General features: G+C 56.2%; 26 protein-coding genes. 12 read left to right on the plus strand and 14 right to left on the minus strand.

What is annotated here, in order from left to right:
- Positions 1 to 19 precede the first annotated feature (19 nt).
- Genes A3L10_RS02305 through A3L10_RS02330 form a run of 6 tightly spaced genes read left to right on the plus strand, consistent with a single transcriptional unit; the run spans position 20 to position 7,433 of the window.
- Positions 20 to 1,450 carry an FAD-binding oxidoreductase gene (locus tag A3L10_RS02305; protein WP_088866214.1) on the plus strand — a complete coding sequence of 477 codons (1,431 nt, stop codon included), beginning with the start codon at positions 20 to 22 and terminating at the stop codon, positions 1,448 to 1,450.
- Positions 1,451 to 2,587 (plus strand): (Fe-S)-binding protein, encoded by a 1,137-nt coding sequence (locus tag A3L10_RS02310; protein ID WP_088866215.1) that lies wholly within the window; start codon positions 1,451 to 1,453, stop codon positions 2,585 to 2,587.
- Positions 2,584 to 4,347, plus strand: a complete 1,764-nt coding sequence (locus A3L10_RS02315; protein WP_088866216.1) for an FAD-dependent oxidoreductase — start codon at positions 2,584 to 2,586, stop codon at positions 4,345 to 4,347. Before A3L10_RS02310 ends, A3L10_RS02315 begins: the two co-directional genes overlap by 4 nt.
- Positions 4,344 to 5,588: an NAD(P)/FAD-dependent oxidoreductase gene (locus A3L10_RS02320; protein ID WP_088866217.1), complete on the plus strand. Its 1,245-nt coding sequence runs from the start codon at positions 4,344 to 4,346 to the stop codon at positions 5,586 to 5,588. The genes A3L10_RS02315 and A3L10_RS02320 overlap by 4 nt, the downstream gene beginning before the upstream one ends.
- Positions 5,572 to 5,940, plus strand: a complete 369-nt coding sequence (locus A3L10_RS02325) for a DUF1667 domain-containing protein (protein ID WP_088866218.1) — start codon at positions 5,572 to 5,574, stop codon at positions 5,938 to 5,940. Before A3L10_RS02320 ends, A3L10_RS02325 begins: the two co-directional genes overlap by 17 nt.
- Positions 5,937 to 7,433 carry an FGGY family carbohydrate kinase gene (locus tag A3L10_RS02330; protein WP_088866219.1) on the plus strand — a complete coding sequence of 499 codons (1,497 nt, stop codon included), beginning with the start codon at positions 5,937 to 5,939 and terminating at the stop codon, positions 7,431 to 7,433. The genes A3L10_RS02325 and A3L10_RS02330 overlap by 4 nt, the downstream gene beginning before the upstream one ends.
- Positions 7,434 to 7,449: 16 nt before the next feature.
- Here the strand turns inward: A3L10_RS02330 and A3L10_RS02335 are convergent, their stop codons facing one another.
- From A3L10_RS02335 to A3L10_RS02345, 3 genes are read right to left on the minus strand one after another with little or no spacing between them, the layout of a single operon-like run.
- Entirely contained in the window at positions 7,450 to 8,793 is a 1,344-nt protein-coding gene (locus A3L10_RS02335; RefSeq protein WP_088866220.1) for an ATP-binding protein, read from the minus strand.
- A 31-nt stretch (positions 8,794 to 8,824) separates the two neighbouring features.
- Positions 8,825 to 10,117 carry a tRNA(Ile2) 2-agmatinylcytidine synthetase TiaS gene (gene tiaS, locus A3L10_RS02340; RefSeq protein ID WP_088866221.1) on the minus strand — a complete coding sequence of 431 codons (1,293 nt, stop codon included), beginning with the start codon at positions 10,115 to 10,117 and terminating at the stop codon, positions 8,825 to 8,827.
- A 31-nt stretch (positions 10,118 to 10,148) separates the two neighbouring features.
- On the minus strand, positions 10,149 to 10,679 hold the full coding sequence (locus A3L10_RS02345) for a GNAT family N-acetyltransferase (RefSeq protein WP_088866222.1): 531 nt from the start codon (positions 10,677 to 10,679) through the stop codon (positions 10,149 to 10,151).
- A gap of 44 nt (positions 10,680 to 10,723) precedes the next feature.
- On the opposite strand from A3L10_RS02345, the gene A3L10_RS02350 reads away from it, so the two are divergent.
- Positions 10,724 to 11,680, plus strand: a complete 957-nt coding sequence (locus tag A3L10_RS02350) for a transcriptional regulator (RefSeq protein ID WP_088181536.1) — start codon at positions 10,724 to 10,726, stop codon at positions 11,678 to 11,680.
- Here A3L10_RS02350 and A3L10_RS02355 read toward each other — a convergent pair.
- Both A3L10_RS02355 and A3L10_RS02360 read right to left on the minus strand, forming a co-directional pair.
- Positions 11,673 to 12,923 carry an HD domain-containing protein gene (locus tag A3L10_RS02355; RefSeq protein WP_088866223.1) on the minus strand — a complete coding sequence of 417 codons (1,251 nt, stop codon included), beginning with the start codon at positions 12,921 to 12,923 and terminating at the stop codon, positions 11,673 to 11,675. The two genes, A3L10_RS02350 and A3L10_RS02355, sit on opposite strands and share 8 nt — an antisense overlap.
- A gap of 83 nt (positions 12,924 to 13,006) precedes the next feature.
- Positions 13,007 to 14,290: a phenylacetate--CoA ligase family protein gene (locus A3L10_RS02360; protein ID WP_088866224.1), complete on the minus strand. Its 1,284-nt coding sequence runs from the start codon at positions 14,288 to 14,290 to the stop codon at positions 13,007 to 13,009.
- Between the two features lie 119 nt (positions 14,291 to 14,409).
- Here A3L10_RS02360 and A3L10_RS02365 point away from each other — a divergent pair, with 119 nt between their 5' ends.
- From A3L10_RS02365 to A3L10_RS02375, 3 genes are all read left to right on the plus strand, one after another.
- Positions 14,410 to 15,468, plus strand: a complete 1,059-nt coding sequence (locus A3L10_RS02365; RefSeq protein WP_088866225.1) for a hypothetical protein — start codon at positions 14,410 to 14,412, stop codon at positions 15,466 to 15,468.
- Between the two features lie 3 nt (positions 15,469 to 15,471).
- Complete coding sequence (locus tag A3L10_RS02370; RefSeq protein WP_232461005.1) at positions 15,472 to 16,569, plus strand: DUF835 domain-containing protein; 1,098 nt, start codon at positions 15,472 to 15,474, stop codon at positions 16,567 to 16,569.
- Between the two features lie 339 nt (positions 16,570 to 16,908).
- Positions 16,909 to 17,124 (plus strand): hypothetical protein, encoded by a 216-nt coding sequence (locus A3L10_RS02375; protein ID WP_088866227.1) that lies wholly within the window; start codon positions 16,909 to 16,911, stop codon positions 17,122 to 17,124.
- Here the strand turns inward: A3L10_RS02375 and A3L10_RS02380 are convergent, their stop codons facing one another.
- Together A3L10_RS02380 and A3L10_RS02385 are read right to left on the minus strand one after the other, a co-directional pair.
- Positions 17,125 to 18,315 carry a molybdopterin molybdotransferase MoeA gene (locus A3L10_RS02380; protein ID WP_088866228.1) on the minus strand — a complete coding sequence of 397 codons (1,191 nt, stop codon included), beginning with the start codon at positions 18,313 to 18,315 and terminating at the stop codon, positions 17,125 to 17,127.
- Between the two features lies 1 nt (position 18,316).
- Positions 18,317 to 18,832: a MogA/MoaB family molybdenum cofactor biosynthesis protein gene (locus A3L10_RS02385; RefSeq protein WP_088866229.1), complete on the minus strand. Its 516-nt coding sequence runs from the start codon at positions 18,830 to 18,832 to the stop codon at positions 18,317 to 18,319.
- Between the two features lie 101 nt (positions 18,833 to 18,933).
- Between A3L10_RS02385 and A3L10_RS02390 the strand changes: the two genes are divergently transcribed.
- Entirely contained in the window at positions 18,934 to 19,518 is a 585-nt protein-coding gene (locus A3L10_RS02390) for an adenosylcobinamide amidohydrolase (protein ID WP_088866230.1), read from the plus strand.
- A gap of 1 nt (position 19,519) precedes the next feature.
- Here the strand turns inward: A3L10_RS02390 and cobT are convergent, their stop codons facing one another.
- On the minus strand, positions 19,520 to 20,533 hold the full coding sequence (gene cobT / locus A3L10_RS02395; RefSeq protein ID WP_088866231.1) for a nicotinate mononucleotide-dependent phosphoribosyltransferase CobT: 1,014 nt from the start codon (positions 20,531 to 20,533) through the stop codon (positions 19,520 to 19,522).
- A 67-nt stretch (positions 20,534 to 20,600) separates the two neighbouring features.
- Here cobT and A3L10_RS02400 point away from each other — a divergent pair, with 67 nt between their 5' ends.
- A complete protein-coding gene (locus A3L10_RS02400; protein WP_088866232.1) occupies positions 20,601 to 22,052 on the plus strand; it encodes a cobyric acid synthase in 1,452 nt (483 codons plus the stop codon).
- Here A3L10_RS02400 and A3L10_RS02405 read toward each other — a convergent pair.
- The 6 genes from A3L10_RS02405 to A3L10_RS02430 are packed head-to-tail and all read right to left on the minus strand — an operon-like array spanning position 22,049 to position 24,839.
- Entirely contained in the window at positions 22,049 to 22,267 is a 219-nt protein-coding gene (locus tag A3L10_RS02405) for a hypothetical protein (protein WP_088866233.1), read from the minus strand. The genes A3L10_RS02400 and A3L10_RS02405 overlap by 4 nt on opposite strands.
- A 36-nt stretch (positions 22,268 to 22,303) precedes the next feature.
- Positions 22,304 to 22,843 (minus strand): NTP transferase domain-containing protein, encoded by a 540-nt coding sequence (locus A3L10_RS02410; RefSeq protein ID WP_088866234.1) that lies wholly within the window; start codon positions 22,841 to 22,843, stop codon positions 22,304 to 22,306.
- A 4-nt stretch (positions 22,844 to 22,847) separates the two neighbouring features.
- A complete protein-coding gene (cobS, locus tag A3L10_RS02415; protein ID WP_088866235.1) occupies positions 22,848 to 23,534 on the minus strand; it encodes an adenosylcobinamide-GDP ribazoletransferase in 687 nt (228 codons plus the stop codon).
- The gene (gene cobZ, locus A3L10_RS02420) at positions 23,531 to 23,953 is read right to left on the minus strand and encodes an alpha-ribazole phosphatase CobZ (RefSeq protein ID WP_088866236.1); all 423 of its coding nucleotides are present in this window, start codon (positions 23,951 to 23,953) and stop codon (positions 23,531 to 23,533) included. The genes cobS and cobZ overlap by 4 nt, the downstream gene beginning before the upstream one ends.
- Positions 23,950 to 24,591, minus strand: coding sequence for a PAB0415 family putative ATP pyrophosphatase (locus tag A3L10_RS02425; protein WP_088866237.1), 642 nt, complete (start codon positions 24,589 to 24,591; stop codon positions 23,950 to 23,952). The genes cobZ and A3L10_RS02425 overlap by 4 nt, the downstream gene beginning before the upstream one ends.
- Positions 24,588 to 24,839 carry a hypothetical protein gene (locus A3L10_RS02430; protein ID WP_088866238.1) on the minus strand — a complete coding sequence of 84 codons (252 nt, stop codon included), beginning with the start codon at positions 24,837 to 24,839 and terminating at the stop codon, positions 24,588 to 24,590. The genes A3L10_RS02425 and A3L10_RS02430 overlap by 4 nt, the downstream gene beginning before the upstream one ends.
- Positions 24,840 to 24,843 lie beyond the last annotated feature (4 nt).

Below are 24,843 nucleotides of genomic sequence, written 5' to 3' on the forward strand. Positions count from 1 at the left end.
GTGCATCAGGGGTGGAATCTTGACGCTGACGTTTGATGAAGTCCTTAAGCGCCCCAAAAGGGGCAGCGTTGATGAAGCCATCGCCGAACTCAAAAATCTTCTCGGGGACAAGGTTTCGACCAAGCCTGCTGACCTCTTTTCGTACAGCCACGACTACTGGCTCATAACCTTCCACTGGCTGCTGAAGGGTAAAGTTCCAGCGCTTCCCGATGCGGCGGTGTTTCCGGAGAGCGAGGAAGACGTTGTGAAAGCAGTTAAGGTGGCTCACGAAAAAGGCGTTCCTCTCTATCCCTACGGCGGCGGCTCTGGAGTTTTGGGAGCAACAGTGCCTGAGTACGGGGGCATAGTGGTTGACCTGAAGCGTCTTAGGGACCTGAGACTTTACGAGGATGACCTTATGGTCGAGGCCGGTGCTGGAGTCAACGGCTATTACATCGAGGAGTACCTCAACAGAAGGGGCTACACACTCGGCCACTTTCCGCAGTCGCTCTACCCCTCAACGGTGGGCGGCTGGGTTGCCACCAAGGCTATAGGCCAGTTCTCGACCAGATACGGCGGCATCGAGGATATGGTGCTTGGCATAAGGGCGGTAATTCCGCCCGGGAAGCTCATCGAGCTCAAACCACACCCAAGGACGGCAACGGGTCCCGACCTGCGGAAGCTCTTCGTTGGGAGCGAGGGAATATTCGGCATCATGACTAGAGTATGGCTCAAAGTCCGCCCCTACCCGGAGGAGCGCTTTTTGCTCTCCTTTGCATCGGAGAGCCTTGAGGAGGCCCTGGACTCCGTCAGGCGGATACTCCACCGAGGCGCGAGGCCGGCGGTGGTGAGGATATACGACCGGGTCGAAACGAAGAGGCACTTCTACAAATTCGAAGAGCTGTACGGAAAGATAGGGACGGTCATCATAGTCGAGGGAGACTCTAGGCTGGCAAGGGCCGAGAAGGAAATCGTTGAGGGGGAATTCAAGGGGGTGCCTGCCGGAGAGGAACCCGTGAGGCACTGGCTCAAGACGAGGTTCAACGTGAAGGAGATATCCGAGTTCGCGCCGATCGGAGTGGTCATAGACACGATAGAGGTTGCGGTAAACTGGAGCAGGGCTGCGGAACTTTATGGGAACGTCATCAGGGCCATGAAGTCTGTGAAGGGTACGCTGATGGCTTCCGCCCATGCTTCGCACTTTTACGACCAGGGTGTCTGCTTCTACTTCACCTTTGCAGGCGTTCCCCCGAAGGGCAGAAGCGCGGAGGAGTTCTACAACGCGGTCTGGGATGCCGCAATGAGGGCCACGCTCGATAGTGGAGGCACGATAAGCCACCATCACGGAATAGGCCGTCACAGGCGGGGATGGCTCGCGGAGGAGCTGGGAGATGCCTACGAGGTGCTGAGGAAGATTAAGCTCGCGATAGATGAGAAGGATGTTATGAACCCTGGCAATATGGTGATGTGAATGCCCGGGAAGTGGGACTGGCTCAAGGACGAAATCGGCTTCTCGAACCTTCTTACAGGCGGAAGGATGATCTTCAAGGTCGTTCAGGGAAAGCTCTCGGCGGATGACCTGACCAAGTGCGCCCTCTGTCCCAACATGTGCCGCCATGCTTGTCCAGTTTCGATAGTTGAAGGGCGCGAAACGACCTCCCCTGCAGGGAAGGCGCGGGTCGCGCTCATGATACGCGAGGGACGGCTCGAACTGAACCTCGACAACCTGGAGCCTCTGTACACCTGCCTCGGCTGCGACCTGTGCACCCTCTACTGTCCGTTTGAGTTCTCGGTCGCCGACCTCATCCAGCCGGTGAAGGAAGAGGCCGTGAATATGGGCGTGGTGTTCGAAGAGTTCAGGAAAGTTTTTGAAAACCTTGAAACGTCGGGGGACGTCTACGGGAACGCTGATTCGGGTACGGACGGTTCGGGGAAAGTCCTCTACTTCAAGGGCTGTACCGTGAGGAACGAGAGGCCGGAACTGGCCGAAAAGACCCTGGTCCTCCTTGAGAAGCTCGGCTATGAAGCCTTCACCATAAGCGAGACCTGTTGCGGCCTCCCGGCGTACAACCTTGGCAATACGGAGCTGTTTAAGAAGGTCGCCAAGAGAACCGCGGAGAGGCTCAACGCAACCGGTGCAGAGCTGATAGTCACCTCGTGCCCCTCTTGTGCCTACACCTTCCACGTCCTCTACCCCAAATACGGGATAAAGCTCAAACCTCAGGTTCTGCACATAACGGAGCTCCTTGGCGAGGTCATCGGCGGTCTGAAGCTGAAGGGGGCTGGAACGGTGACCTACCACAATCCCTGCAAGCTCGCGCTGCATCTCGGGCGGAGGGGGCTCCTCAAGAGTCTGCTGGAGAATGTGGAAGGGCTTGAAATCAGGGAGCCGCGCAGGGAGCTCTTCTGCTGCGGTCACGGTGGGAGTGCCGTCTCAAGGCTGAAGCCGGAGCTTGCCGAGGAAATTGCCGCGGAGAGGAGGAAGCAGCTCAGGGACGGCGCAGCCAGAGTCGTGACGGCCTGCCCGAGCTGTGAACTGGCACTCAACGGTGATGGTCTGGAGGTTCTCGATATAGTCGAGTTCCTGCTGGAGAGGATGGAAGAATGAGCCTCGAATCAAAGGTTCGGAAGGTCCTTGGGAGGTTTCCTTACAGAATCACCTTCGAGATCAGGGACGGCGTGGTCTTCCTCGACGGGGAAGTGGAGGCTTACGAGGAATGGGTCGAGATTGGGCTTGCAATAGGGAGCATCAAGGGCGTTGAGGGCGTGGTGAACAGGATAAAATGGAAGGACTACCCCGAGGAGGAGTTCAGGCGTAAGGAAGAGCGGAGGAGGGAGCTCTACGAGGAAAACAAGGATAGAATCATCGGCGAGTACGACGTCCTCATAATCGGGGGCGGTGTTACCGGGACGGCGATAGCGAGGGAGCTCTCAAAGTACCGGCTGAAGGTCGCCCTCCTCGAAAAAGCCACCGACGTTTCTGTGGGAGCATCGAAGGCGAACAACGGGATGATACACCCTGGCGTGGCCCCGAAGCGCGGCACGCTGAAGGCCAAACTCAACGTCAGGGGAAACGCGATGTATGATGAGCTTGCCAGGGATTTGGGGGTCAAGTTCAAGCGCGTCGGAAGCCTCTGGCTGATAACCCCACGGACACTCCAGAAGTACAGGAGATACCTGCCGGGCCCGTTCTACAAATTCGTCTCGGCCTACATTCTTCCGTACATCGTGAAGCTCAAGGGCATGCTGAACGGCGTTAAGGGGATACGCATAATCAGAGGCGAGGGAATATGGAAACTGGAACCTAAGGCCACGAGGGGAGCCTGGGCCGCGGTTTACGTGCCGTCAACGGGAATACTTGACCCCTACGACCTCGTCGTTGCCCTGGCGGAAAACGCGATTGCCAACGGGGTTGAAATACACCTCGAGACAGAAGTGGTGGGCTTCATCCGGGAAGGGGAGACCATTAAGGGCGTCGTTACGAACAGGGGGACTTTTCTGGCGAGGTACGTCGTGAACGCCGCCGGCGTTTTCGCTGATGAGATAGCCGAGCTCGCCGGCTCGAGGGAGTACACCATACACCCGAGGAAGGGCGTGATCCTTCTCTTCGACAAAGAGCTTGAGGGATGGGTGAACCACTGCGTCACCGAGCTCAGGTTTCCTGCGCCGGCCCACACCAAGGGCGGTGGCATAAACCCCACCGTTCACGGAAACATCCTCTGGGGGCCGACTGCAGTGGAGGTGCCGGATAAAACCGACACGTCAGTCCATCCCGAGGAGATCGAAGAGATACTCGAGCGCTACAAGGAGGTATACCCGGACTTTCCGAAGCACAGGATAATCCGCTACTTTGCCGGGGTCAGGGCGCCGACCTTCACGGAGGACTTCATAATAAGGCCCGCCAAGTGGGTGAAGAACCTCCTCCACGTCGCAGGGATACAGTCTCCCGGGCTCGCGTCAGCACCTGCGATAGCGGAGTACGCCGTCGAGCAGCTGCACTCGATGGGACTCACTCTAGAGCCGAAGCCCGACTTCAACCCGCACAGGGAACCGATTCCTCGTGCGAGCGAGATGAGCCTTGAGGAACTCGATAGGAGGATAAAGGAAGACCCGCGCTGGGGCAACATCGTGTGCACCTGCGAGATGGTCTCGGAGGCTGAAATAGTGGAGGCGATACGCCGGGGCGCGAGAACCCTTGACGCCATCAAGAGACGTACGAGGCTCGGAATGGGAACGTGCCAGGGCGGTTACTGCACGCTGAGAGCGGCGGAGATACTGTCAAGGGAGCTGGGAGTTCCGATTTCCCAGGTCGTCAAGGAGAACGGTGGAAGGCTCTTCAACGGCACCGTTAGGGGTGAGGAACCGTGAAGGACGTCGTTGTGATCGGCGGAGGGCCGAGCGGGATGGCCGCGGCGGTTAAGCTCGCCGGTAAGGGCTACGATGTCGCGCTCATCGAACGAAAGGAAGAACTTGGAGGTATCCTCGACCAGTGCATCCACGACGGCTTCGGGACCAAAATATTCGGAAAGGCCCTCTCCGGGCCGGAGTTTGCGGGCCACTTTATGGATGAGGTTAGCAAACTCGGCCTTGATGTGCACCTGAACACGTACGTCAAATCCGTAAACGCCGGGGGAGACGTCAAGGAGCTTGTGACGGTGAGCCCGCGAGGTGTCGAGCGCATAAAGGCCCGCTCGATAGTGTACGCCATAGGCTGCAGGGAGAGGCACCCCTTCGAGATAAAGGTCGGTGGGACAAGGCCGGCAGGTGTTTACACGGCCGGAATGGTGCAGAGACTTGTGAACCTCTACGGGATCCTGCCCGGGAAGAGGGTCCTCATAGTCGGCGGCGGGGACGTTGGCATGATCGTCGCCAGGCATCTTTACCTGGAGGGGGTTGAGTCTATAACCGTCGTCTTTCCGGAGGAGTTCTTCGTTGGGCTCCCGAGGAACGTCCAGCAGTGCATCCTCGACTTCAACATACCTTTCAGGCCCAGGACTGTGGTGAAGGAGATAGTGGGGAAGGAGCGCGTTGAGGGAGCGATCCTTGTGAAGGTGGACGAGAACTGGAGGCCCATACCCGGCACCGAGGAGTTCTACCCCTGCGACACGGTGATATTCTCCGTTGGCCTCGTGCCCTATGCCAAGAAGTTGAGGGCAATTGGGGCCGAGATAGACCCGAGGACCAGGGGACCGGTCGTGAACGAGTTCTTTGAGAGCACGGTGCGGGGAGTTTTTGCCGCCGGCAACCTCGTCCAGATATTCGACTACGTTGACGACGCCGTTGAGAGCGCTTACATCGCGGCAGACGGCGTTGAGAAGTACCTGGCGGGCGAGGAACGGCTTGATAATCCAGTACCTTTCAAGCCCGGGAGCAACGTCCGGACGCTGACACCCCACCGGCTGGAATGGAAGGACGAGAGACCGGTGGTTGCTTTTCTCAGGCCTGCCGTCGAAGGTCGCGCGTGGATAATCGTCAGGGGCGGGAATGGAGAGATCCTGAAGAAGGAGTTCAGGCAGTACGTGAGGCCCTCGACGCTTGAGCGGATTGAGATCCTCCGGGAAGCTATCAGCGGGGCGGAAGAGGTGTATGTGGATGTCGCGAGAGTATGAGGTTCTCTGCATTCGGTGCCCCAAGGGGTGCAGGCTGAGGATCACGGTCGAGGGGAACGCGGTTCATGTCGTTGGCTTTGCCTGCCTTGAGGGCAAGAGATTTGGGGAGGAGGAAGTGCAGAACCCGAGACGGGTTGTCACGACGACCGTGAGGATACTCAACGCCCGCTATCCGCGCCTTCCGGTGAGAACGGCAGAACCCGTACCCAAGGACAGGATTCGAGACGTTATAGATGCCCTCAAAGGGCTCGTTGTGGAGGCCCCGGTCAGGCGCGGTCAGGTTATCGTGAAGGATGTTGCTGGAACCGGTGTTGATGTGATTGCGGAGCGCGATATGGAGGCGGTTGGATGAGTTACTACCTCATCCTGGACGTTGGGACTACGAACGTCAAGGCCTACGCTTTTTCCGAGGAGGGGGAAAAGCTCCTGGAGAAGAGCATGAGAACACGGCCCGTTTATCCGGAGCCTGGCTGGGCCGAACTCGACCCCGAAGAGCTCATTGAAACGGTCAGGCGACTCATAGACGAGGTTACCTCTTCCCTTGGGATGCCAAAGGGAATGGCCATCACCAACCAGCGGAGCTCCACCGTCGTGTGGGACGACGAAGGAGCGCTCCACAACATGATAACCTGGCAGGACACGAGGACCAAAGATATCGTGGAGGCCTTTTCCCGCAACTTCCTCGTTCGCTTTGGTAGGGCTCTCGGAAAGGTCTTCTACGGACTCTCCCGCCTCGTTCCCGGAATAGCCAGCCTACCAAAGGGAGCCTATATAATCACCCTGGCCCACGTGGGCTTCGGCACTTCCCACTCCTCGATGCACCTACGCTGGCTAATGGACAACGTGCCAGAAGTCAGGAAGGCCGTCGAGGAGGGAACTGCGAAGTTCGGCACGATGGACAGCTGGATAGCGTGGAACCTGACGGGGAAGCATGTGACGGACTACACGAACGCATCCGCGACGGGCCTCTTTGACCCGTTCTACCTCAAGTGGAGCGACAACATCATGGGCATCGTGGGAATTCCCAAGAAAATCCTTCCTGCCCTCCAGCCGAACGACCTCCCAGTGGGGGAAACGGACTACGGTGTGCCCCTCCTCACGATGGTGGCGGATCAGCAGGCGGCCCTTTACCGTGCGGGTGTTGAGCCGGGGAGCGCGAAGATGACCCACGGAACAGGGACCTTCGTCGATCTGAACGTTGGAGAGAAACCCAAACCCGCATCGCCAGGCCTCTACCCGATGGTCGCCCTTAAAACCAGGAAAAAGACGCTCTACCTCCTCGAGGGAATAATAAACGCCTCCGGCTCGGCCGTTGACTGGCTGCTGAAAGTGGGGCTCGTCGAGGACTACTCCGAGATCAGCGCTGCGTTTAAAGATCCCACCCTTCCAAGGGTGCTCTTCATACCCGCCTTCGCCGGCCTCTCGACGCCCTATCTGAGGCCTGACTTCAGGGGAGCGCTCCTCAACCTGTCGTTCAGCGTCGGAAGGGATGACGTCATCAAGGCGCTCATAGCGGGGATAGCGATGAGGGTCGCGGAGGTTATAGCCGCCATGGAATCGGGAACCAGGGTTGAGATTGGCTCCCTGACCTCCGACGGGGGCGCTTCGCAGATCGACCCGCTCCTGCAGCTGATAGCCGACTTCAGCGGGAAGAGAATAGTCCGGCCGGTGGAGCTCAACGGCTCCGCGCAGGGAACCTTCATGATAGCACGCGCGGTTGCGGAGGGGAGGGACGTTCTGAGCGCGTGGGAAGAGCCTAGGGTGGAGAGGGTTTTCGAGCCGAGCGGGGAGAAGCACGAGGACTTCAGAAAGCTGTGGGAGGAGTTCATGGAGAGGCTGCTTTAAGAAGCGAAATGATCACTCAAGCGGGCCTTTCGAAGTCCCCCAAGTCCCATACAAGCCGACCCCCTTCCCTCAGCTCTTCCTTCCCTTCAACACCCTTAGCCACCAGCCCATAGCTCTTCTCCCAATCGTCAAGCCTCACAAGCTCGGCCTTCCTCTCCAAGTCCTTCAAGATTCCTCTTGCTTCCCTTTCACTCAGCTCCTTCCATTTGACTTCAACAAATAGGACTTTTTTCTCCCTCTCGTTCAAAGTCACCAAGTCAATCTCCTCGTTCTTGTACCACCACTTTCCAATCCTCGTGAATCTGAAGGGAAGTTCCCGTGCCTTGTTCAGCTCGATTAAAAACTGCTCGGCAATCTTCTCAAACACCGGGCCGAGATAGTGGTTGTAGTCCCTTTCAATCTCCTCGACGTCAAAGATTCCCTCCTCGATGGCCGAGAGGTTCGGATAGATGAAGCGGAACCAGAAGGCGAGGAAGTTGTCGGCCACGTAGTAGCGGCCCCTTTTCGAGTTCGGTTTTTCGGTTATGGGAACCTCCCTAACAACGAGGCCAGTTTCGATTAAGTTCCTCAAGTAGGGTGTTACATCTGAGTGTCTCATTCCGATGAAGTCCCTTATCTCCTTTGGTGTCGTTTTGCCGAGGGCTATCGCCTCAAGGATTCTTCTGTACGTCCTTGTCTCCGTGAATTCGTACCTCAGCAGGAAATCTACTTCGTCGCGGAAGAAGCTTACAGGGTTTCTCAACTCCCTATCAAGCCACTCCCAGAAGGGCAACCGGACCTGCGTTATGTAGAACGGAATCCCATCGGTCATGCCGTAGACTTCCACGAGCTCCTCCCAGCTTGAGCGGGGATAGAACTCCCGCAGGTGAAAGAACTTTAGGGGTTTGAGCTTCATTGAGCCCGTCCTCCTCCCGTAGAGGGGACTCTTGTAGCTGAGCACCTTCTCCGTCATCATGCCCACCGAAGAGCCAAGGAGAATTAGCTTCGTGTTTGAATTCGAAAGATCTGTGTCAATAACTCTCTGAAACTCGCTTAGAACTCTCGGATCTTCTTTTATCAAGTTCGGAAACTCGTCAATGACGATGACCTTCCCTCTTAGGGTGTGGAGGAGGGCCTCCCAGCTTCCACGGGCGTATCTCGCCTCTGGAAAAACCCTCTCGGCGGTCTCCCGAAAGTGCCTCAGGTTATCTCCTTCAATGGCCAAGTAGTAAACGTGGGGAACGTCTTTCACTGCTTCGAGGACGAGACGGGTCTTCCCAACGCGCCTTCTCCCATAGATGACGATTAGCTCGAAATTCTCGCTTGAGAGCCGTTCTCTCAGTGCCTTAAGCTCCTCATTCCTATTTACGAACTTGACCATGTGATAATCACCGTTATGATAATGGTGATTATCACTTTAAGCCTTTCGCTTGCAGGAGTTCTAAAACCCTCTCCTCTCCACCCGGCAGAACCAGCGGCCTCGACAGGTGCTTCCTCGCGTCTGGCGGCACTTCGTAGATTTTCCTCTCCAGCTCGCGCGGGACTTCAACCGGAATGAGCTTCTTTGGCATCTTATGGCCACAGCGCTTGCACTTGAGGTAATCACCCTTGCTCTTCATCGTCCCGCCGCACTTCGGGCACTTCGGCTTCTGGTACTCGATCCTCGGAACGAGCTTCACCGGATAGAACTTCTCGAGGTTGAGGGTTAGCACTCCTTCGTGCTCCTTAACGCCACCAGCGGCGATTATCTCGTCTCCAGGGAGGAGCTTCCTCACGTAGTTCCTGAACTTCTTGGTCGGCTCGAAGGCAGCAACGCGAATCCTTCCCGTTTCATCCTCCAGCTCGAAGAAAACGTGCCTCCCGCGCTCCCAGTAGGGCTTAACCACCGTTCCCCTAACCACCGCGCTGTCGTATAGCTTGAGCTCGCCGATTTTCTTGTATGTAAGGTGGTCGTCGGTGTTCTGGTTCGTTTTGAATAACTGGTAGAAGGCGACGGGCTCCTTAAACTTAACTCGCTCGAAGGTCTGGATGACCCTTCCTCTGTCGATTCCCCTGATGCCGACCAGAACGGGATCCTTGCCGTGGGGCGTTATGAGGACGCTCCTCTTGTAGGGGTCAAGGTTGTCGTAGGTGAAGGGATAGCTCCAGCTATCGGCCAGAAAGACACTCTCCTTGTCCACTCTCCTCTGCGTTCCCCAGTTGTCCGGCTCCCTGTAAGCCAGTAGTTCGTAGGTGAAGCGTTCAAGGGGATAGCCTATCGCCGCGAGGGAGCCTATTATACCCCTCCCGACCTTGAACTTGAAGTACTCTGCCTCAACTTCCCTCGCGATTCTTTCAGCCTCCTCGATCGTAACGTGCTCCCTTAAAGCCCTCAAAGAGAACTCGCGGAGCTCTTCTGGAGTGTTCCCTTCGAAGAAGACAACACCGGGGTTAGTGTTCTCGTGAGTGAAGTCGGAAAGCTGGTTTACGTAGAAAAGGACGGTGTCTTTGATTTCCGGGATGGTCTCCTCATCGACCTCAAAGGTCATCGCGACCGCTCCGTTGCCGCGGGTCTTGTACGGGATATTTGGGTTAAGCCTAATCAAGCGGGGAAGGTCTATGGGCTCCGCTAGGCGGGAAAGCTCGCGGTACAGGAGGGCACCGAGGTAGGTGGTGCACATGCCGTTTGGTGAGTCGGTGTCGTCGATTCCGATGTGAAGCCTCATCGTTGAGAGAAAAGGGAGGGGGTTTAAAAAGCTAAGCTCTGAACCTCTCGTACATCAGCACGTCAACGAAGCCCTCCCCTGGCACGTACTGGTGCTTCCTCCAGCGGCCGGCGAGTTTGAAGCCGTTCTTCTCCAGCACCCGGATGGAGGCGATGTTGGTTTCGAAGACGTGGGCGTAGACCTTCCGCAGGTTGAGCCAGTCGAAGGCATACTCAAGGGCGAGCTTTACGGCCTCGCTCGCGTAGCCGTGGCCCCAGTACTCCTTGGCCAGGAAATAACCCAGTTCGGCGCGTCCGTTGTGGTAGTCTATCCTGTGCAGGCCTATGAGGCCAACGAGGGAGCGCGAGGAGTTTTCTATGATTGCAAAAACTTTTTCGTGCTTCTTCTCCCGCCTCAGGGCCTCGTACCACTCCAGCTCGTCCTCGTAGAAGAATATCTCCTCCGAGAATGAGAGGTAGCGCCTGACGTCGCGGTCGTTGTACCAAACCCAGGCGTGCTTCAGGTCCTCCCGGATGAGCACGCCCAGGGAAACCAGATTGCCCTTAACGATTATCGGCCTCATGCGAACACCTTAACTTTATTAAGCCCTACGCGTATTTAAAAATGATGGACAGGGAGAGGCTCATAAGAACCGTCGAGGCGATACTCAGGGGCACGGGGTACAAGACGGCACGGATGGACTTCAAGGGCTCGTGCTTCGACATAGTGGCGAGCAGGTTACTCCTTCTGCTCTTCGTCAAGGTGGCCACCAACATAGACACCGTCACCGAGGAGCAGGCCGAGGATCTCAAGCGGCTCTCCAAGTTCTTTAAGGCCTCACCCCTGATAGTGGGGCTGAAGACGAAGAACGCCGAGCTTGAGGAGGGCGTCGTTTATGAGAGGTTTGGAATCTACGCCCTCCGGCCGGAGACCCTCTACGACGTCCTCGTCGAGAACGAGTTGCCGGCGATATTCGCCGAACGCGGTGGCTTCTACGTAAGGATAAACGGCGGACTTCTGAAGCGGCTGAGGGAGAAGTACGGCTACTCCGTGAACGAGCTGGCGCAACTCTTGGGAGTCTCACGCAAGAGCCTGATAAACTACGAACGCGGGGAGCAGGCGGTGTCTCTCGAGGTTGCGATAAGGCTTGAGGAACTGTTCGACGAACCCCTCGCAGAGCCGATTGACATACTCCATTCAACGGTCGAGGCCAACCTCAACGTGACCCCGGAGAGTCCTCTCGAGAGGGAGATTTTTGAGCGCCTCAAGGGGCTGGGCCTTGGAGTCGTGAAGGTCAAGAAGGCACCTTTCAACGCGGTGTCCAAGGAGGACGAGTTCAACATCCTCACTGGGATAGACGAGACGAAAACCCGTTCAACGGTGAAGCGGGCCGAAATGGTAACGGAGGTCAGCAAGATAATCAACAGCGACGGAGTTTTCATCCTGGAAAAGACCAGAACCGAGGTTGTCGGTGAGGTCCCGCTGATACCGAAGGAAAGCCTCGAGGAAGTCAGGGACGCCGACGAACTCATAGAGATGATAGAGGAGCTCAAGAAGGAGATAAAGAAGCAGCTCTTCAGCTGAAGATGACTTTTCTCCAGACCTCCCTTACCTTCGGGACGTATTCCTTCGGTGCCGCTATGAGGACTGCCCAGCGCGGCGTCTGGCGTCTCTTGAGGGCGTTGGCGAGCGGCGTCACCTTCGTCAACGGTTGAAGCTCCCCGTTGCCCAGGAGGACGTTTATCTCCGTTGCCTTGAGCCTCGGCTCGCTGAGCATGAGGTCTGCTATGCTGAACTCAAGGATGACCTCGCCCTCCCTCGCGCCGACCATGTCCGCGAGGGTTCTCTCTATCTCCTGCCTCCGCTTCACGTTCCGGTATGCCGTCAGCAGTTCCCTCTTCTCCTCACTCGTCAGTTCGTCCGCGCTTGCAAGAACCGCGGCCTTGTAAAGCTCGCGGTACCTTATGCGCCTCACCATCTCGGCCGGGAAGCCCTCAAGGTCCTCCAGCTCGACCAGAACCCTGCAGTCGGTCATGCGCCAGAAGTCCCAGAGGTAGCCCTCCTCCAGGGCGAACTCCAAAGCTCTAGTCAGCATGCCCTCGGCTATCTTGACCGTGTGGTGGAAGTAGACGCGCGAGTACATAAGCGAGCGGGCCACCATCATGCCCTCGACGGCCTCTATACCCTTCTCGTCAACGACGAGTTCACCCTCATGAATCCGGAGAACCTTCAGCAGCCTCTCAAGGTCTATTATACCGTGGGCGACGCCGGTGTAGTGGGCGTCCCTCACGAGGTAGTCGAGCTGGTCAACGTCAACGTCGCCGTGCAGCATGTGACCGAGGTAATGCTTTTCGTGCTTCCCGCGTATGAGGTCGGCAACGTCCTTGGGCGTGAAGTCGTAATCGTAGCCCTCGATTATCTCCGGGATCCTTCCTCCGTTCTCGCTCTCCGTTATGTTCACCTTTCCCAGCACCATATCTTGGCCAAGGTGCATGTGGTCGTGCTCCTTGACGTAGTGCTTGTATATGCTCTCGAAGGTGTGGCTGAAGGGCCCGTGGCCGATGTCGTGGAGGAGCGCTCCCACCTGCAGGAGCATGCTCTCGTTCTCATCCAGTCCGACCTCCTGCGAGAGCCTCTTGGCGAGGTGCCACGCGCCGAGGGAGTGCTCGAACCTGCTGTGGTTGGCACCGGGATAGACGAGGTAGGCCAAACCGAGCTGTCTTATGTTTCTGAGCCTCTGAAACTCGGGGGTCTTGACGAGGTCAAGGATAATGCCGGTGAGCTTCATGCTACCGTGAACCCCATCGTGAATAATCTTTCCATCCATCGACACCACCGCTGGAAGTTTGAGAAGAGCCTTATATAAATTTTCGGCATTGTGACAAAATTGGAAGGAAAAGGACGGCAGAATCAGAGGTCCTTGCCGACGATGTATATCCTCTTGGTCTTTCCGAGCCTCTTCGGAAGGTCGGCCCTGAGCTTCTCAAGGGGAACCGCCTCGATGACCAGCTCTGCCTGCTTGGACTCCTCCACCTCGTAGCGAACCGGGTTGTTCGCCTCGTAGATGAGCTCCCTGACTTCGTCCTCTATTCCTGCCGGCTTTTCTCCGCTGTAGGCGACGCGGAGTATGGCCTTCGGCTTGGGGTTCTCGGGTGAGAGCGGGTGGTAGATTATCACGAAGTCAAGGAGGTCCGGATGGTCGTAGACTATCTCCATCACCTGGTCGATGTGGAGCTTGGCTCCAGCGAGCGTTACGACGTCCTTGATGCGGATTATATTCCTGACCTCGCCGTTCTCGATCCTTGCGAGGTCGCCGATGTCGTAGTTGAAGAGGGGCAGACCTGTAAGTTCGCCCTCCCTCATGACCTTGGTTATGTAGATGCGCTTGTAGTCGTCGTAGCCGTCGCCGTTGTCCTTGAGGACTACTATGGACTCCTCGAAGTTGAACTTCGTTGCCTTCTTCCTCGTGATGACTCGGTATCCGGTTATGGCGTCCTCCGTCGATCCGAAGTTGTCTATTATCACGGCGTTTTCAAACAGCTCGAGGGTCGCCCTCGCGAGCTCTGGGGTCAGGGTTTCTCCTCCGACCACTATTGTCTGGATGTCCTTCTTTATGGACTCGGGGAGAACGAGGCCAAGGTTGTAGGCAGTTGCCGTCAGGCAGAACAGGGCAGTTGGTTTTATGTCCTGAAGCTCCCTGAGGAGCATCTCCTTGTCGAGGAGGTATTGAATTGGTATCTGGTAATAGGCGGACTTCGCGTTGAGCGCTTCAAAGCTTCCGAAGGCAAACATGCCCGACGAAGATGGCAGCGGTGGGAAGAACGAGGCAATTCTGTCTCCTTTGTCCATGTACTCCCTGATCCAGGGCCTCACCTGTCGGGCCGTTCTGAAACGGTCGTCCCGGGAGTACGCAATCCGTTTGGGTTTCCCGGTCGTGCCGCTCGTCCTCATCACGGTGTAAAATATCCGCGCCTCCTGGATGTAGTCGGGCCATACCTTATCGATGGCATAGAGGTCGTGGGGGGTTATCTTTACGGTATCGACGAGATTGGCGAGGTCCTCGAGGGACAGTCCATCGGGGTCAACGCTTGAGAACTTCTCCTGCCAGAATCGTGTCGTCTCCAGGGCTTTTCCAAGGGTGTACCTGAAGTCATCAAACCCCTCCCCATCAACCCTTCCAACAATCAAAGTCATGTACACTCACCGGAACAATACATCGCGCTAATGGTATATAACCGTTGGGGTTTGTCCAACCAACTACGGATGAATTCCAACAAGAAAGGTTTTTATATGGTTCCTGTTAAATCATCTCCATGAACTATCGAGAAATATTGGATAACCTCTATAAGGATCCGCTGAAAATCGATGACTCAGATATAAAGGAGTATCTCAGAGAGGTTTTTGAGTTTCATTTTCAAACTACCCCTTACTGGAGAAGAGTCTCCGCAGAGCTTCGGCTGGATTTGGATTCGATATTCCAAGGAACTCTGGAGGAGATTTTCGAGAATATTTTTAATTCCGGCCTCATCGTGGAGGAGGAATACCTCCGGCACAACTGGGTGGAGTTCGTTCCCGACGGGTACACCGGGAGGATCAGGTTCTATCAATCCTCCGGAACCACCAGGGAACGGGCCATCGGCCACTGGGATAGAGAGTACCTTATCGCGGTCCGCAGGTATCTGAGGACCTCTCTCGATGAGATTTACGCCCTCGATAAAACTTACGATGAGAGCCACCGGATGAGAACGATCGCTCACGGTCCCTACGGATGGTTTCAGGAGGAGATCAGCGAGCTGGTGTGGAGCTACGGGGGTTTGCTATACTTCATAGGCATGGAAACCGATGGGCTGAAAAAAGTCTACGAAACCCAGGGATTGCCTGCGGTTTTGAAGATACTGGATCCGCTGGTCAGGTACACGAACCGCATCATGGAGCGGGACTCCATAAACACCGTACGCTCGGCGCCTCCGCTGATGACTCTCTTTGAACCGTACAGCGAGGACATCGAGACGGCGATAATCAGCGGTGTAGGTGTGAACCACGAATTCTTCGAGGCCCTGGGTGAGAAATTCGAGGGCGCAAAGCTTATACCCCTCTACGGCTATTATCTCATTGGCGATCTGATGGGCATACACAAGGGCAGGGAGTTCTGGTACTATCCCAACTACCCGTTCACGATAGTCTTCCCAATGAAGAGGGAGGGGGATGGGTACAGGATAGTGAAGCACCACGAACGCGGAAGGGTGGCCATGCTGATAGCCAGACCCGAAGTCCTGGTTGTTAAATTTGAGGACGAAACGGCGCTCAGAACCCCTCCGTATGGGCCGTTTAAATGGGACGGATTCGGAGACCCCGAAAGGAAAGTGGGGTGAGATGTGTTGGATGGCATTCATGCGTTGGTGCTTACCGAGGCCGCAATGGTCCTGATAGCGGACCTAATGGCCGCAGGATGGATATTCCGCATATACCTTCGTAATCGGAGAAGATCAGCCCTGGCCTTCTCGTTGGCGTGGATATTTGATTTCCTGGCTATTCTCTCCACAACCCTTACAAACCCCACAATTCAGATGATCGGTATACTCCTGCTGCCGGCGTTCTCTGCCTTACTCTTCTACGGTGCTGTGAGGTTCCTTGAGGAGGAGTCCATCACCGTCAGGTACAGAACTCTGGCCGTACTGGCGGTAATGCCAGTGGCGTTTATGGTATACATGGTTGGGGTGTATCTCTACACCGGAGACGCTGTGTGGACCATAACGAGCGCCGCCACCCTTGGAATAACGGGCGTGTTCGTCATAGCGGGAGGGCTCCTGTTGAGGGAGACCGAGGAGATTTACAAGAGCGCCGTTAAATACCTCTACATCAGCATAATTCTCTTTGGGCTGCACCTGATTCCCGCCGCGCTCTTTGGAATCGAGGAGTGGTACAAGGCCGTTGGTTTCACGCTCTCCACGATACTGATAGTGAGCATGGTAGTGGCCATGGTAAAGCTCACATCCTCGGAGTCATTCACGCCGCGGAGGGAAAGGGTTACTGCTCCCGTCGATCTGAAGCCGGGAGTCGTTATAGTCAACGGAAAGGAATATCAGAAGCTCAAGGAGAAGCTCAAGGACAGGCCGGTTCTGGCCTTCGTCAGGGACGTTACCCAGGTTCCGGATGGCTGGCAGTACTACTTCGTCACGACGATACCGTTCCAGGGGAGGTTCAAGAACACCATAAACCCGACAAACCTCGCCAGAATGACCGAGCTGTCGTACAAGTATCTGGAGGAGTTCGCCAGAATGGGCGACCACGGAATAATAGTCATCGACTGCCTCGAGTACCTCACCGTCTACAACTCCTGGGAGAGCCTCATGAAGTTCCTGTCGAAGCTCAGGGACTTTGTGATAATCAACAGGGGCACCTTGATACTCGTCATCGAGAAGGAGAGCCTTGAGAGCAGGCTCTACGCCCAGCTCAGGAAGCTCATGGAGTGAGACAGCTTTATATACCTCTTCTTTTAACTTTAAAATGCCCCTGCGCGAGGACCCCGGGGAGAATGAACCGGGGGGCGATGCGGGGGCTACAGCTCGGCCTCAGCGAGGTCCCCGCGGGAGGGCCTTCCGCGTTACGGAGCACGATGGCCGCGGGAAACCCAGGCCGAGCACAGTCCAGGCCCGCCTGGGTTAACCCGCCTGAGTTCGCCGTTAGGCACCGATGGGGGCGGGTGTTACGGGCGGGCCATAGACGCTTCGCCGAAACATTTTCAACGATGCCCTCTGGTGTGTTGAAAAAGTTTATTAAGTGCTAGATGAAAGAGTCACACGGAGGAGACCATGAGGATTGCGGGCAAAAACAAGTGGGAGATTCTTCTGAAGTACTATCCCCCCTGGCAGGGATACCCACCCAAGAAGAGAAGAGAGAGGAAAACGACGGAAGTCATTGAGGTATTTGAGATGTTGGGCGACCCACGGAAGCTCAGGGACATACCCGAGGACGTCCGCGCCATCCTGAAGTTCATCAGGCTGGAGTCTTTTCTCCAGGAGGCTTAGTTAGTAGAGTACGACCTCGACGGTCTCTCCTTCGAGGTACCCCTCGCTGTCCTCTGGGATTTCTATGTACCCGTTGCTCTCCACGAGCGAGCTTATTATCCCGCTGCCCTTCTTCTTGATCGGTCTGGCTTCCCCGTTCTCGTACCACACCTTCACGAACTCGTGCCTTCCGAGCTGGCTCGAAACGCGCTCGGTGAGCCTTGCCCGAACCCTGACCTCGTAGTTCCTAGCCCCCACCAGCTTCGCAAGGACGTGCTTGACGTAAAGGTGGAACTGGGCGAAGACGGCTACCGGATAACCGCTCATGATGAAGACTCTCTCGCCGTAGCCTACCGGCCTTCCGGGCTTTATCGTCGTGCCGTGGAAGAGGAGTTTGACGAAGCGGTGGGCGAAGTCCTTATCGCCGAAGGCGGAGCCGCCGGTGACGAGAACTAGGTCGCATTCTTTCTTTGCCCGCCCTATCGCAGATCTGGTGGCGTCTTCATCATCTGGAATGACGCCGTAGAAAACCGGCTCACCGAAGTACTGCCGAACCAGCCCAGTGAGCATGATCGAGTTGCTCTCCATGATTTTTCCAGACCTCAGTGCGTCCTCATCGAACTCCTCGATGAGCTCGTCGCCCGTGATTATTATCCCGACGCGGGGCTTCCTCTTGACCTTCACGCTCCTGAAGCCGATGCTCTTGAGGAGCGCCAGGTCCTGGGACCTTAAAACCTGCCCCTTTCGGAGGACAACCTCTCCCTTCCTCACATCCTCGCCGGCGAAGGCCACGTTCTGACCCGGGGCGACCGGCCTGAGAACCCTTATGACGTTCCCATCGCGCTCGGCCATCTCCTGCATAAGAACTGCGTTTGCTCCTTCTGGTATCTTTGACCCCGTGGTTAGCTTTACGGCAGTCCCTGGCTCAACCTTCACCCTGCTCTCATCGCCGGCGACTATCTCATCAATAACTTTAAGCTCAACGGGACTGTACTCCCTCGCCTGGAATGTGTCCTCGGCGCGCAAAGCATAGCCGTCCACTGCAGAGCGGTCGAAGGGCGGGCTGTCTATAGGGGAAACGACGTCTTCAGCCAGAACCCGTCCGAGGGCCTCTGAGAGGGGAACCTTCTCGACCTCCTCAAGCTCGCTAACGTCCTTCAGCACCATCTCAAGGGCCGCTCTATACGGGGTCAGCCGTTTGAACTCCCTCACGTCACTCCCTCCCGTGCTTGAGTACGTGGCCGGCCTCTTTGAGGATGATTTTGATCCCAGTCCTTGCCGCGCCGAGACTGCCGGGCAGGCAGAAGACGGCCATGGTTCTGCCGGAGCTCCTAATTATTCCGGCGGTTGCCCTCGTCATGACCACGGCTGTGCCTATCTCCTCGTAGCTGAGGAGTCTGAAAACCTCGCCGAAGCCAGTCAGTTCCTTATCGAGAAGGGGCCTGATGCTCTCTATCGTCACATCCCTGCTGGCTATCCCCGTTCCGCCGGAGGTTACCAGGACCTCCGCCCCCGCTCTGAAGGCCTCGACAACAGCACCGATTATCGCGATCTTCTCGTCGGGAACGACCGCGTAGTAAACCCTCTCATGTCCGGCCTTCTCCAGCTCTTCAATGAGAAACTTCCCGCTCTTATCCTCCTTCTCCCCCCTGCTCGCGGTGTCGCTGACAGTTATGACCGCGAACTTAAACTTCTTTGGAGCCTTTCTCTTGTGTTCCTCTGCCCCCATATTACCACCCGATTAAGCTTGTTCCCGAACTTAATAACCTTTCAGCAAACGGAAGCGTTTAACGGCGCAAGCGTTATATCCCCCGGAGCGGACCGTTATTCATGAGGTTCGATCACTTCATCGAGCGCTTCAACGGCCCGCTACTGGCACTGAGCAACGCCCCGTACAGAGGAGGCCTCACGAAAGCAAACGGTTTCTTCTTCATGATGGTGCACAAGAATTACGCCGGGGATTACAAGGCCGACTGCCGCGCCTTTGAGCTGGACCACAGGCTGAAGAACTTCGTGGGCTTTATGACTGCCGCAGAGGTGGGCAAGGTTCTCTCGATTGCAAGGAGCGGAAGCGTTACCGCCTACGTCACGGCCGGGATAACGAACCCCGCTGTGGCCGGTGATGTGCCACCCCCCTGGGCACCGGGGACGATAAACATCGCCCTCGTGGTTGATGAGGGTCTGACCGTCGGGGCCATGGCGAACGTCATCATGACGGCTACCGAGGCGAAGACGTACACCCTCCTCAGGCTCGGCTACAATGCCACAGGGACGACGAGCGATGGAATAGGTGTTTTTGCTCCTGAAGGAGAGGTAGAATGGGCGGGGACGGCGACGGAACTTGGAGTGAGCATAGGGAGAGCCGTAAGGAATGCCCTCAAGGAGAGCATTGAAAAATGGGAGAGGACGAGATGAGCTATCCTCCTGCCGCTTGAAGCGTCATCAACTGACTGTACAGCTCCTCCACTTTGGCCGATACGTCCTTCGGGGAGAATCCGGCTTTAACGGCGAGCCAGGTTGCTCCCCCCGCACCAACACCTTCCTTTACGTAGCCCCTCTCGTAGTCCCTCAATCCCTTGAACTCGCTCTTCGAGAAGTCCAGGTCCGCGGCGTAGGTGATCACCCCGATTTCCCTTGCCGTCTTGAGGAACGTGGCGCTTTTGTCGTTTACGACCCATTTGGTCGTTGCTATCATGAACCTCTCCATATCCTCGTTGAGGGCCCTCAAGAGGGCGGCCACCGCTAGCATCTGGGTGCCTCCTGCTAGGACGACGTTCTTTCTGAATCCCAGGGAGATTCCAACTACCACGGCAATCATGGGGTCGCCGAACTGTCTGAGGGCTTCAAGCGGCCTCTCCGCTAGGTCTCCTGCCTCAATCCCGGCCCGCCGAAAGCCTTCCGCAATGACCCTCTCCTTGAGGTCGATCGGATTGCTGGGAGCTGCAGAGGAAGTTCGCGCGTCATAGCCAAGGGCCCGTAAGACCGCCTGGGCCGTGGTGGTCCCTCCGGGTGTGGATTCGCCGATAACAATCTCTTCAAAGTTGGTTTTATTGAGCTCCTCGCCGAAGAGCTTGGCAAGGCGAACGATTTCCCCGAACTCCGGAAGGGCTGGTTCCTTCCTGAAATCCCTGCCAACGTGCCCGCTGATGTGGACGTGGGGTACCAGTGGGGCCAGATACGTGCCGGCGCGCACCACTATTATAGGAAAGCCGGCCAGTTCCCTAGCTGCCTTGGTTATGATCGCCGGCGTTGGATGCTCCTCCGGGGTGACGGGTATCGCGTCAATAATCCTAGGCCTCTCGTAAAAGAGGTATTCCGCATCCGCCGGAGGGGTGAGCTTTGTCAGTTCGGGCGTCGCTCCCGCAACGCTTATCCCCGGAACGGTGCTTATCTTCGTGTTTCCTAAGACCAGCAGGAAGAGGCTCTTCATGACATCACCGCTGGAGTTTTTATCCAAGGATTTATATGTCCTTCGGCCAACTCCGAACAGTGGGAGAATGGGAGAGTCGTTGATGGTACTCGGGACCTCATCCGGTGCCGGCAAGTCACTCCTCGTTACTGCCCTATGCAGGATTTTCTCGAACCTCGGCTATGACGTCGTTCCTTTCAAGAGCCAGAACATGAGCCTGAACTCCGCGCCGAGCATCGAAGGCGGTGAGATAAGCAGGGCGCAGTATTTACAGGCGATAGCTTGCAGGAAAAGGCCGAGCGTGAGGTTCAACCCGATTCTGCTCAAGCCGGAGGGAAACATGAGAAGCCAGGTCGTCTTCATGGGGAAGCCTATTGGGAGCGTTTCGGCAAGGGACTACATGCTATCGAGGAAGGAGGAGCTCTTCAGGAAGGCGATGACTGTTCTGGACGAACTTAAGGAGAAGCACGACTTGGTTATAATCGAGGGCGCGGGAAGTCCGGTTGAGATTAACCTGAAGGACTACGACATAGCCAACACGAGGGTCATGCTTTACGCCGGAGCCAAGGGGATCCTCGTTACCGACATATACCGTGGTGGAAGCTTCGCGAGCATAGTCGGCACGATGGAGCTCTTGAAGCCAGAGGAGAGGGAAGCGATAATCGGCTTCGTCTTCAACAAGTTCCGTGGAGACCCGTCTCTCCTCGGACCGGGCTTTGAGTATCTGGAAGAGCGTTACGAAAAGCCGACCCTCGGCGTTATCCCCTACGTGGAGCACCGTTTACCCGAAGAGGATTCACTCACGGAATTCCCCAAGGTTAGGGGAGAGCTTCACATCCAGATAATCAGGCTTCCCCACATCAGCAACTTCACAGACTTTGAGCCCCTCCACTGGGCAAACGGCGTTGATTACGTGACAAGAGCCGAGGAGATCAAGGGCGACGTGGTGATAATACCCGGGAGCAAGAACACGGTCGAGGATTTGCTCTGGTTGCGTGAGAACGGCTTTGAGGATGCCATCCTCGAAGCACACAGAGACGGCTCTTTCATCGTTGGACTCTGCGGCGGCTTCCAGATGCTCGGTGAGAAAATCCTTGACACCGTCGAGTCCAAACGCGGAATCGTTAAGGGAATCGGCCTCCTGCCAGCTAAGACAGTTTTCGAGAGGGTTAAGCGGACGAACCACCTCCGGGCGGAGGTCCTCTGGGAGCCAGCTCGCGGAATGGCCGTTGAGGGCTACGAGATACGCTTTGGCCGGAGCGTATCGGAGAGACCGTTCTCCGTTATACGGGCGATTAATAGCGCCAAAGCTTTCGAGCCTGAGGGGGCCGTTGGTGAGAGGGCTTTCGGCACGTACCTCCACGGCATCTTCCACAACTTCGCCTTCACCGAGCGCTTCCTCAACCTCCTGAGGGAAGAAAGGGGGCTCGAACCAATATCCATTGAGGACTGGAGCATCGAGGAGGAGATAGAGGGGTTCGCGAAGGTCGTTGAGAAGAACCTCGACGTGGAGAGGATTTTAGCGAAGCTGGGGATTTAAAAATAATCCTCTGGACTCTCAAGCTCCTTAGGGGGATGCTTCTTCCTCCACCATCCCTTAACGGCACCCACTATGAGGAGGATTATTATTAGCGGGATTAAGACCACCAGGAAAGCGGCCGCGAAGAGGAAGAACCCCAGTATTATTATCACGCCGATTATTGCCAGTATTATGAACATCACGAAGCCGCCTAGGGAAGAGCCCGCATCCTCCATCAGACCACCACCCTTGAGTTTTCCAGACGGCTTAAATCATTTTTCCACAAGCCTCGCTATCTTCTCCGCGAGCTTTAACTCTTCCGGCGTGTTCACGTTCAAAGCCAGAAGAGGGTTGCTCAGCTCGAATAACCGCTCACCTTCGGTCCCAACGGCGTTCAGGCCAACTATCGCGTATCCCCGATACACGGTGGGGTTCAGGTCTTGTGGGATTTTTTCGAGGGACAGAACCCCGGTCAGACTCGTTCTCCCATCGAAGGCCTTCTCTATAATTTGAAAATCGCTCGCCTTTATGAAGGGCAAATCCGCGGAGACACTGATGAATGGCCCAAACTCCCTCAGGAGCCATTGAATATCCTCAACGTAGCCCCTTCCGGGCGTTTCAACGGAGGGAATCCCCTCGCGCAGGCAGAGCTCCTTCGTTCTGGGGGTATTCCTTGAGAGGGCCACCACGACATCGTCCACGACCTTCGCCTGCCCGTAAACCCGGAGAAGCATTGGTTTTCCACCCACCCTGATGACGGGCTTCTCAACACCCATCCGCCTAGAACGGCCTCCTGCCATGATGACTATCATTGGCTCACCTCACCAAGGCCAGTGTGAGGAGCGTCCCTGCCCGTGTGATCTCCGCTACAGCCCCAATGCAGTCGCCATTAAGACCCCCGAAGTTTCTCAGCGAGAGGTAGATGACGTAAGCCCCGGTAAGTAGCCCAAGGAGAGACACGAGCGAGCGCGGTTCGATGAAAACTATAGGCAGGAGCAGGAGAACGTAGAGGGCCGTTCCAATAACCAACTGCCCTTCCTTCATTCCTCCCATGAAGTACGCCCCGAGACCATCTCCCAGCGGCCTCTTCGTCGCCAGGGCGAGGAGCATGGCGAACTTGGAGTTCAGCTCCGCCAGGAAGAGGGCATAGAAAGGAACGAGCTGAAGGGAATAGACCTGGAGGAAAAGAACTATCACGACCGCAAAAACTCCGGCTATACCGGTGTTGAGGTCCTTCATTGCCTTTACCTTCCTCTCCCGGTCGCCCTTGACCATCATCCCGTCCGCCCAGTCCGCCAAGCCATCAAGATGAAGGAGCCCTATCGTGAAGTAGAGCGCAAGAACCGCTAAAACATTCCCGAGGGGAAGGTTAAGGTAGAGAACTGCGGTTGGAAGGGCCGAGCTTAGGAGGGCAACCAGCGGAAGTGCCCAGAGCTCTCCTCTGGCCTTCTCGAAGTCTCCCTCAACCGGCAGGCGGGTAAAAAAGGGAAGGATGTTTTTCATGGCATCTCCCCCGTCCCCTGGAAGAGCCTCGTCATGCAGCCGGCTATGAAGCCGCCTATCGCATCGTCGAGGAACGGCGGAAGCTCGGCTAAAATGCCGGGCTTTCTCGTGTCGTAGTAGAAGAAGTTGAAGAGCCCCATCTTGCCGCCGATGTATTCGGCGAGGTTTATTCCGATCAGCTCATCGGCAACTAAGTTGACGGGGTCGCCCTCGACCTCAAAGTTCTCTTCGAGAAGGAAGGCCGCCATCAAGAGGGCTCCGACGTTGATGTCCTCAAGGTAGTGGAGCATGAGCTTATGCAGTTCTTCCTTGACCTTCTCGCGATCTTCTCCTATGTAGAGCTCCAGCGCTGTGTCGAGCATGGAGTCGAAGGTTATCCCTTTAGATTCGAGTAGCTGAGGGATGTCCGCTCCCCTCATATTCCCACCAGCCCGAACCTGAGCCAGTAATAGGCTTCGCTCTCCTCCTCGGAAGTGACATCAATATTGAACCTCCCCTTAAACAGCGGTGAAGCCAAGACTACCGTATGGAACTCGGCAAACTCACCAAGGGGATCAACGCTGGGATTTTCATCGAGGAAGAACTCCAAATCGTCTATTGAAGCGAAAGTGTAGCCGAGCCACTCCCGGCCGAGCTTCTCTTTATTCACCGCGATTATCGCGTACTCGAAGCCCGCCTTTAGAATTTCCTCCGCGAGCTTTCTCGTATCCCTTCCCCAGAGGGGCTCGAGGGGCTTGAGCCCGGCTTCATCCGCAAGGCGCTCAATCCACTTCAAGTGATCTTCCAGCAGAACGTCTCCGGCTATGAGGTAGTCCACATCGAGCGAGGAGATGAACTCCCCCAGCGCCTCACTGCCCTTGGCCATATCGAATGTGAGAAGTTCTTTCCCCATAGCTCTGGCGAGAGTTTTTAAAGCCCCGAAATTCTCCCAGTGGGGCGAGAGGCCTATCGTCGTTTTCAACGTTAGCAGGTAGGGAATATTGATCCCACTCTTTTCCGCCAGATAAACGGCATAGAGACCGTCCTTGCCCCCGGAGAAGAATGCAACACCTCTCACACCTTTCCCTCCGTTCTGAGTACTTCAAACTCCTCCCGCAGAATCGAGAGCTTGGTTTTGCTTACATAAGGTATTAAGGCTCCGCAATCGAGACAGAGCCACACCCTGCCGTACACAGCCTTGTTAAGTATTCCAGTGACTTTGCTTTTCCAGGGTGGGACCCAGAAGTACGTCGAGTATCCATACCTTTCAACTTTACTCGGCACCATCGTGCCCCCGCAGAGGGGACACTTCTTCGTCTCAACCATGGGA

The sequence above is a fragment of the Thermococcus radiotolerans genome (genome assembly GCF_002214565.1).
GTDB lineage: Archaea > Methanobacteriota_B > Thermococci > Thermococcales > Thermococcaceae > Thermococcus > Thermococcus radiotolerans.